7 protein-coding genes and 1 pseudogene are annotated in these 7,560 nt (G+C 49.4%); 3 read left to right on the forward strand and 5 right to left on the reverse strand.

Annotated elements, in window-relative coordinates:
* Positions 1 to 301: 301 nt before the first annotated feature.
* Together SD425_RS29920 and SD425_RS29925 are read right to left on the reverse strand one after the other, a co-directional pair.
* A pseudogene (locus SD425_RS29920) lies at positions 302 to 487 on the reverse strand (DMT family transporter); the annotation flags it as partial.
* Positions 488 to 666: 179 nt separating this feature from the next.
* Positions 667 to 927 carry a helix-turn-helix transcriptional regulator gene (locus SD425_RS29925; RefSeq protein ID WP_324680907.1) on the reverse strand — a complete coding sequence of 87 codons (261 nt, stop codon included), beginning with the start codon at positions 925 to 927 and terminating at the stop codon, positions 667 to 669.
* Positions 928 to 1,186: 259 nt separating this feature from the next.
* Here SD425_RS29925 and SD425_RS29930 point away from each other — a divergent pair, with 259 nt between their 5' ends.
* Both SD425_RS29930 and SD425_RS29935 read left to right on the forward strand, forming a co-directional pair.
* On the forward strand, positions 1,187 to 1,564 hold the full coding sequence (locus SD425_RS29930; RefSeq protein ID WP_324680909.1) for a GNAT family protein: 378 nt from the start codon (positions 1,187 to 1,189) through the stop codon (positions 1,562 to 1,564).
* 197 nt (positions 1,565 to 1,761) lie between these two features.
* The gene (locus SD425_RS29935; RefSeq protein ID WP_324680912.1) at positions 1,762 to 2,421 is read left to right on the forward strand and encodes a recombinase family protein; all 660 of its coding nucleotides are present in this window, start codon (positions 1,762 to 1,764) and stop codon (positions 2,419 to 2,421) included.
* Between the two features lie 161 nt (positions 2,422 to 2,582).
* Here SD425_RS29935 and SD425_RS29940 read toward each other — a convergent pair whose 3' ends face one another.
* The 3 genes from SD425_RS29940 to SD425_RS29950 form a co-directional block, all read right to left on the reverse strand.
* On the reverse strand, positions 2,583 to 2,816 hold the full coding sequence (locus tag SD425_RS29940) for a hypothetical protein (protein ID WP_324680913.1): 234 nt from the start codon (positions 2,814 to 2,816) through the stop codon (positions 2,583 to 2,585).
* A gap of 1,744 nt (positions 2,817 to 4,560) precedes the next feature.
* On the reverse strand, positions 4,561 to 5,001 hold the full coding sequence (locus SD425_RS29945) for a hypothetical protein (RefSeq protein WP_324680915.1): 441 nt from the start codon (positions 4,999 to 5,001) through the stop codon (positions 4,561 to 4,563).
* A gap of 11 nt (positions 5,002 to 5,012) precedes the next feature.
* Complete coding sequence (locus tag SD425_RS29950; RefSeq protein ID WP_324680917.1) at positions 5,013 to 5,756, reverse strand: ParA family protein; 744 nt, start codon at positions 5,754 to 5,756, stop codon at positions 5,013 to 5,015.
* 767 nt (positions 5,757 to 6,523) lie between these two features.
* On the opposite strand from SD425_RS29950, the gene SD425_RS29955 reads away from it, so the two are divergent.
* Positions 6,524 to 7,456 carry a replication initiation protein gene (locus SD425_RS29955; protein WP_324680919.1) on the forward strand — a complete coding sequence of 311 codons (933 nt, stop codon included), beginning with the start codon at positions 6,524 to 6,526 and terminating at the stop codon, positions 7,454 to 7,456.
* Positions 7,457 to 7,560: the final 104 nt, after the last annotated feature.

A 7,560-nucleotide genomic window follows, 5' to 3' on the forward strand; every position in this document is an offset into this window, starting at 1 on the left:
AGCAGAGAATAAAGCGTTCTGAAGCTCAGTAGTAGCGGCAGCAGCCATTACCTGGTCGATCATTAAATTCTGCAGCGAGCTGTACAGGCGGAATCTTTTATATTTCTGCCGCTATTGCTCGATTTTATCCTGCTCATCGATCAGTGACAAAACTCAGTGCACATTTAGGCATTCCTCTCGGAAGCTGTCGTTAAAAGATTCAATATACGAGTTGCCAGTCTGTTTGCCGGATGGCGTCTGGCACCGGCTGATAGAGCACGATGCCCACCAGGATCACCAAGACAATGCCGATCCCTGATCAGGTGGCATACGCTACCCCCACCGGGATCGTACGCAACGTCAAGCTTAGGCAGTAAAAGGCCACTCCGTAGCTGGTAATAGTGATGAGACTAGGCAGGGGTTTGGAAAAGCCCTCCGAGAGCTTGAGCGCGGAAGTGGCGATGGTTTCGTTGATAATAGCAATGAACAAAAACAACCAGTTTTTCATATGCAATCGAGCGCATCAGATGATTATAAAGCTACCGTTGCGTTAGCCATTAATCTGGCGCTAATTCCTACTTGGCCTAGGTAGCTTAACGACAACTTCTCTTTGTACTTACCAAATACATAAAAGCACACTTTATTCAGGGCACACAAATCAGTGGCTTCTCTTCGTACGGCACGAACTTAAAGCGCAGCACCAGGCTCCGGAAAGTCCATTAGATCTTTCAAGGGAAGCTGTAGCGCACGTGCAATGCTGGCTAAAACATCCAAGCTAGCGCACAGGTGACCGGTTTCTACCCGTTGGATGGTCGGACGACTTAAATCAGCTTCGTCTGCCAGCGCTTGTTGGCTCAGGCCTCTTTGCTGACGCAGGGTGCGTAGATGCTCGCCAAAAGCGCGAATAGTAGCCGGATTTTTCACGGTCCCGAAGGACCGCGGCTCCACGAGGAGTATTCGTATCGTATACGATACATTTATCGAGCAAACTCCGTATGTTTGATGAACCGGATAGCGGATCTGACTCTTCCAATGAGAGCCATCAAGCAGCGCATCCGCAACACCTTTTTCACCGTCAAACCCTAGTTGTATGACGCACGAAACCATCTTGGCCGTCATGTTGCGCGCCAACGGCCAGCCGGTCGCCCAGGTACCGGCCTACACCTACTTCGAAATCACTCCCCACGTGGAAGAGGCCGAAGTCGAGGTGCACTACACGTCCAAGACTGTGGAGGGCCCGCGGTCCTTTACGGGGACGCACACCCTCTTCCTCATTCGTAACGACGACCGGGTCTGCGTGGCCGCCATTCAAGACGCGGGCCAATGGGACTTACATTGGGTGGTCGACCCCGCTTACCGCGGGCAAGGCCTGCTCACCGCTGCCCTGCGAGACGAACTCCTCCCCTACCTGCTGCGAAGTCGACCCTGGCAGCAGGTGACGGTAAGCTACGGGGTCGCGGGCGAGTACTACGAAGCCAGCCAGAAGGTCGCCCGGCAAGCCGGCTTCAAAGCAATCAGTACCACGGACGACGAAGTCGTCTACCGCATCAATGCCGAGGACCTCGTGGCTGACCCAGTTCCTTAGGCCCTTCCTCTCATGAGCGTTCTGATACGCTCTCCTATTCTGAAGCCCCCGCTGTTCTCAGCGGGGGCTTTGTGCTTTTGAGGAATGTTCCACGGGGGGTTGGACATTTTATAAAGGAGCGTTTGTAAAATGTCCAAGACCACTATTTTTGCTTCCGATCTTCTCATAGCACCCTTTGCACCCCTCCCCTCCTGCTGATGCCCTATGTTGCCTACTACCGTGTGAGTACCCTCCAGCAAGGTCGTAGTGGCTTAGGCCTAGCGGCTCAGCAGCAGATGGTGCGTAGCTTCGTAAGGGAAGACGCCGTGTTGGGGGAGTACGTGGAAGTAGAGAGTGGTAAGACTGCGGAGCGGCCGCAGCTGCGTCAGGCGCTGCAGCTGGCCAAAGCCCGGGGAGCGGTGCTGGTGATTGCCAAGCTCGACCGGCTCTCGCGCAACGTGGCCTTTATCGCTTCGCTTATGGAGTCGGGGGTGGAGTTTGTTGCTTGTGATCAGCCCCAGGCCAACAAGTTTACCGTGCACATTTTTGCCGCGCTCGCGGAGCAGGAGCGCGATCTGATCAGCGAACGTACGCGCCGCGCGCTACAGGTGCTCAAAAAGCAGGGCAAGCAATTAGGCTCGCCGCAGAACCTTACATTGGAAGCACAGGTGGAGGGGCTGGCCACGCGGCAGCGCAATGCCCGTCAACACGAGGGCAATCGCCAGGCGACAGCCTTGATCTTGGCGCGGCTGGCACAGGGGCATAGTTATAACCAGATTGCGCTGGAGCTAGAGGAGTTGGGCTTCCGCACGCGGCGAGGTTGCACCTTCACCCACAAACAGGTGCAACGCCTGGCCCAACGAGCTGCCCAGGCTTAAGGCGCACACGCTTACTACTCCCAGGGAAGGTAGAGCATGATTAAGGCACCAGTCCTGCCATTTGTCGCCTTATACCGAACCCCTGACCCGATGCTAAGCGCCTGGCTGCTCCCTTCTCTCGCTGCAAAACAGGCGCACGAGATAGACCGCGATCAGCAGGCTTATTTTTTCACGACAGTATAGATCCCTCCGTGTGGGTAGGCGGTATAAGGAGGCTTGAATGGATTCTGATCTGGAAAATACCAATTGCCGCCCAATTGATCTTTTCCTAAACCCGTCGCTTGCCCGGAAAGCAGGGTTGCCACATACGTTCCCTTCAGGATCAGCGTACTGGAACCTTGCAGCAAGGTGGCCTCCGTAAAGTAGTAGTATTGGTTGTCAGCATAGCCTTCCATAGCGGTAATGCTGTTGCTTAAGGTCGGCCATCTGACTACCCCTGAACACGTACAGTCCTTTACCTTTTGGACCTCCAGGATCATAGGATAGGAGTGCAGCGTACTCACCTGCATATAATTCCCCTCCCACGTGCCTAGTAGGGGCGTCACATCCAGACAAGCGGGTTTCGGATCCTCGTCATCCGCACTCCCACCACAAGCGCCGCACCAGACGAGGGCGAGCACTAGAACAGTTCGGGCGTTCATCAGTAGATTGGTTAACGGTGAGACAATGTCCTCCAAACAAGTCGATCCTAGGGTACCCCGGGGCTGGTCGTGGGCTACCGCGCGGCTAACACGAAGTCGCGATGGCCCTGCTTGGACGCCTGGACTCGCCCTGCTTTCTTGGCAGTAGAAGGCTTCTTTAAGATACAGGACATGCGTCCATCAGGCAATCGCATAAACATGTGATTACTAAAATAGTAAGCCCTTTCTTCGCCCTCACGAATCTAGTGGCAGGCACCTTCTGGTTCGTCAACTTCTTCGGGAAGTAGGAGGAGCTTTCTCGCTCCCACTGGCTGGCTCCTGCCGGGAACGCCAGCGGCATGCGGGTGCCTATGCACCACACCAGCAACAGAGCCAAGGTGCGGTGTGTAGGCGCATGACCGTTTTGGTACCCTGCCAGCAAACGTTATCACTGGTCAGGTGAGCGAGCACGGCCGTTCGCCAGACAAGCGTGTCTAGGCTCAACGAAGCCAGCGAGCAGCAGATATCGTCCTTTTTGCGGTGCAATTGCACGCTACGCGCTGCGCGAGTCGTGGGGCTAGCGCCCGGAACGTGAGAAAAAACAGTAGAAATACGAGCTAATATGTTTATTTACAGATAGTTATCTCCACGAACATGAGAAAAGCAAGTGCTAAAAGGTCGAAAACGACGGTGTTGTGACGAATTCATAACGCGTTGGCGCGTTTTGTCGGCGGCAACTCCAGTGCAGGGAATGAAAACGCGCGGATGCGATGCGTGATCGAACGTTTGCCTAATTCTGCTTACCTCTGCTGTTCTTGCGTTGGGCTAGCTAACATGCACGCTGGACGGTGGTATAGCCATTCGGTGCAGGCCTTGCTCGACCATGGTCACTGAAAAGCCTAGCTGGTAGCCCGTAGCGCCGGCAGATATCGGCCTTTTTCGGGTGCAATTGCAGGCGACCGACTGCGCGGGTCGTGGGGCTACAAGCCACCAGAAGGGCAAAAACCCTATGAAAATTCGTTAAAATATTGACAGCTAATACCTTATTTCAAAATTTATGAGATTGACCTTGTCAAAAACGACCTTTTTAGCGGAATTTACCCCGTTTCCGCCCTTTTTTAGGGTGCAATTCTGGTATGGGGGTTGAAAAACCGGTGAATACAACCTTACCAGAACCGCTTTCTACGGCGACTTGCTTTTCTTCTCTCCGCTCGCTGTTCAGTTCATATGTCCTCTAAGTTGGGCGAGTTGGATGGTGGCGCAATCCCCCTAATGAAGCGTTTGACAGGAGGTGTTCGAGAGAAGACATCTTACATACCGAGACCTTTTTATGGCGGTGGGGATAAGATCTTTCTACGTTTTCAAGGCTTATCTAGTCACTTAGCCTCTCTCAGTAAGTAAATTCGTCTAACAGAGGGCTACTCGCGTGACGTATTGAATAGGTTTGAGGCAAGTGTACATTACACTGCCGCTTCTGAAAAATTTTATTGTGCTATATTCTCCGTTTTTTAAGAAGTCCCTATTTAGTAATGCCGCGGCGAATACGCTGCTTGCGGGTTTCTTCCTGCTGCCTGATATGAGCTGGTCGCTCCTCAATGGTTGCCCCTTCAAATAATCGGTCTAAGGCCTCATGCAAGGCCTGTTTTTGCGTGTACTCATATTGTCCGTTAACCCGTTTAGTGTGCACGAAATCCTTGAGACGGTTCATATACTGCTGTCCAATGATAAAAGTCTGACGCACATCTACATCTTCACCTGTAACACTATCATTTTGTGCCATGATATCAGCACCTATGTTACTAGTACTACTAGTGTTACTAGTGTTATTATTTGATTGCATAGTCATTGATTCATCATTAGCAGATACCTTCTCCTGCTCTAGAAAATCAAGGATATCCTTTTCAGAGTTACGCTTCGGCAGTTCTACCTTAGGCGTGAGTTGTTTGAACGATTTGGCCATGAATTACCGAATTAACGAGTCAGAATTTCTTTTACTAGGGTTTCATAGTCCGCGGCGCCGGCACTAGTTGGCGCATAGCTGAAAATATCCTGCCCTAGGTGCGGTGCCTCGCCAAGGGCAATAGCCTCGCGGATGGTGCTGGTTAGTACCAAGTCAGGATACTTATCGCGCACCACTTCTGCTGTTTCGCGGCGTAGTACTTTACGGGGATCAAAACGAGTGAAAAAGATTCCCCCAACCTTCAATCCTGGATTTAGCCGGCGCTTCACTCTTGCCACCATTTCCAGCACTTTCTCTAGACCATCGGTAGCGTAGAGCTGCGCCTCCAGTGGGATATAAAGATCCGTGGCGCAAGCGTAAGCATTAAGGGTAATCAACCCTAACGCTGGTGGACAATCGAGCAGGATATAATCGCACCGCTCATGCAAGGGTTCAAGCAGATCTTTGAGTAGGAACTCACGATCTAACTCATCGCCCTTTACTTTCTCGAAGCTGGACAGGGCCGGTGAGCCAGCTACAAGAGCCAATCTCTCTTGGATGGGATAGGCCTTCACCTTATACTCGTGCAACAAGGCTCCATACACGTTGAACTCGGCATCTAATAAGCCCAGTCCATGCGTCAGGTTAACTTGAGGATCCAGATCAACCAGCAGTACTCTGTGTCCGGCCCTTGCCAAGCCCGCGCCAATGTTCGCTGCGGATGTGGTCTTGCCCACGCCCCCTTTTTGGTTGGTAAACGCGATAATCTTGCTCATACGGCAATACTACAACAGAATAGGTATTATATCCATGTTAAGGGGTAATACCACTGTTATGCATCTTACTCTTGTTACATGTGTTCCATATATTACTAGTGTTACTCATGTTATAAATAAATAATACTAGTAACACTAGTAATACATGGAGCAACTCTTAAATGAGTATTTTCAATACACCTGTGGTACTAAGTCAAACAGTTTCAGCTTTGATCTCTACTTACACCAATACTACTGGCTTCAATTACCGCTCAGTTTAGTATCTGCTCCATTGCCAATTTATTATTGAAGCCACGGGCAATAGAGAAATACTTATAAAACGTGGTTTTTAGATAATGAACTTATAAAATGTGAGAATAACTCGTTTTTAATCAAATAAAACTAAAAAAAATACAATCACTAAGATCGTTTGTATGATGCACCCGGTTTTTTGCTTGTTTGTTGCTTGTTCTAAAAAACCACGTTTTATAAGTCAAACCAATATCTTAAAAGCTAATCTGATCTACTAACAACAATATTGTGAAAGCTTGTAATATTTATCTATTTGCAGGGGATATAACTCATTGATTAGCAGAGGTATATAAAGGTAATAAACCACGTTTTATAAGTTTTATACCACTTTTTATCAGTGAAGACGCACGTTTTATAAGTGAAAAACCACGTTTTATAAGTCTAATCACCACGTTTTATAAGTGAAAAACCACGTACAAAAATACCAGTGGTTTTTATACTATAATTATTTATCTTGGCGAGCAAATTCCATTCACATGCCCCAGGATAGCACGCAGTTAAAGGAGTTGGCAATTCGCCAGCACAACGCTATTACCACCGCCCGGTACGATTATTCAGCTTGTCAGCTTGACATCCTATTCTATGTGCTATCCAAGTTGAAGAAGGATGACGGTCCCGATACGCAGTATTGCATCTACGTCAAGGATATTGAGAACCTAACGGGGCGTAGTTGGAACTATCAGCAACTACGAGAAGCCACCGCTGATATGGGCTCGCGTATGTTCGAAGTGGAAAACGCTCAGGTCTACAAGCAAATCTGGATGTTTCAGAAGGTAGAGTACATCAAGGGGAAAGGGTATCTAGAAATAGAGCTATCCCGGCACATTCGACCTTATCTGTACGAATTAAAAGACAATTTCACCTCCTATCAGCTTCATTCTGCCCTTAAGCTGACAAGTAAGTACGCCAAGCGTATTTATCAGCTAGCCAGCCAGTGGAAAGACATTGGGGAAACCAAGGCCTATGACCTTGAAGATTTCAAGCTAATGCTCAAGCTCAAAGATCCTGCAGGCAAGGAGCCGGAGCAGTTTCAAAATATCAGTCAACTCAAAGCTAGGGTGCTCGATATTGCCGTGCGTCAGATCAACGAACACACAGATCTACAGATTGACTACCAACTACAGAAGAAGGGGAGGGCCTTCACTGGAGTACGCTTCTACGTACGTAAGCAACAGCCACAACAGTTACCCATTCTATTTACTGACACTCAAGATGACACCCGTACCCAGCTAGCTCGTCAACACTTGGATTCGCTTGGTATTGCTCAAGCCGAGCTCATGCAACAAATCCTCAACGAGCCACGCCTGGTTGATGAGCTCTTCAAATTCATGTACAAGCTCAAGACCGATAAGGTGAAGGCCGATCGTAATCCAGGTGGCTTGTTTCTGAAGATGCAGGGGCTTCGGTAGAACGAAAAACCACTTTTCATAAGCCGAGATCTAATATTAGCTTATTAGGCAAAGTACAACTCTGAGTAACATTAGTAACACTGATAACATTAGCAACATTAATA

This window comes from Hymenobacter sp. GOD-10R, assembly GCF_035609205.1.
Classification (GTDB): Bacteria; Bacteroidota; Bacteroidia; order Cytophagales; family Hymenobacteraceae; genus Hymenobacter.

Coding starts and splice junctions, on each gene's coding strand:
- SD425_RS29950 (WP_324680917.1), bottom strand. CDS start 5,756: ATGAGCAAGATTATCGCGTTTACCAACCAAAAAGGGGGCGTGGGCAAG.
- SD425_RS29945 (WP_324680915.1), bottom strand. CDS start 5,001: ATGGCCAAATCGTTCAAACAACTCACGCCTAAGGTAGAACTGCCGAAG.
- SD425_RS29935 (WP_324680912.1), top strand. CDS start 1,762: ATGCCCTATGTTGCCTACTACCGTGTGAGTACCCTCCAGCAAGGTCGT.
- SD425_RS29955 (WP_324680919.1), top strand. CDS start 6,524: ATGCCCCAGGATAGCACGCAGTTAAAGGAGTTGGCAATTCGCCAGCAC.
- SD425_RS29940 (WP_324680913.1), bottom strand. CDS start 2,816: ATGGAAGGCTATGCTGACAACCAATACTACTACTTTACGGAGGCCACC.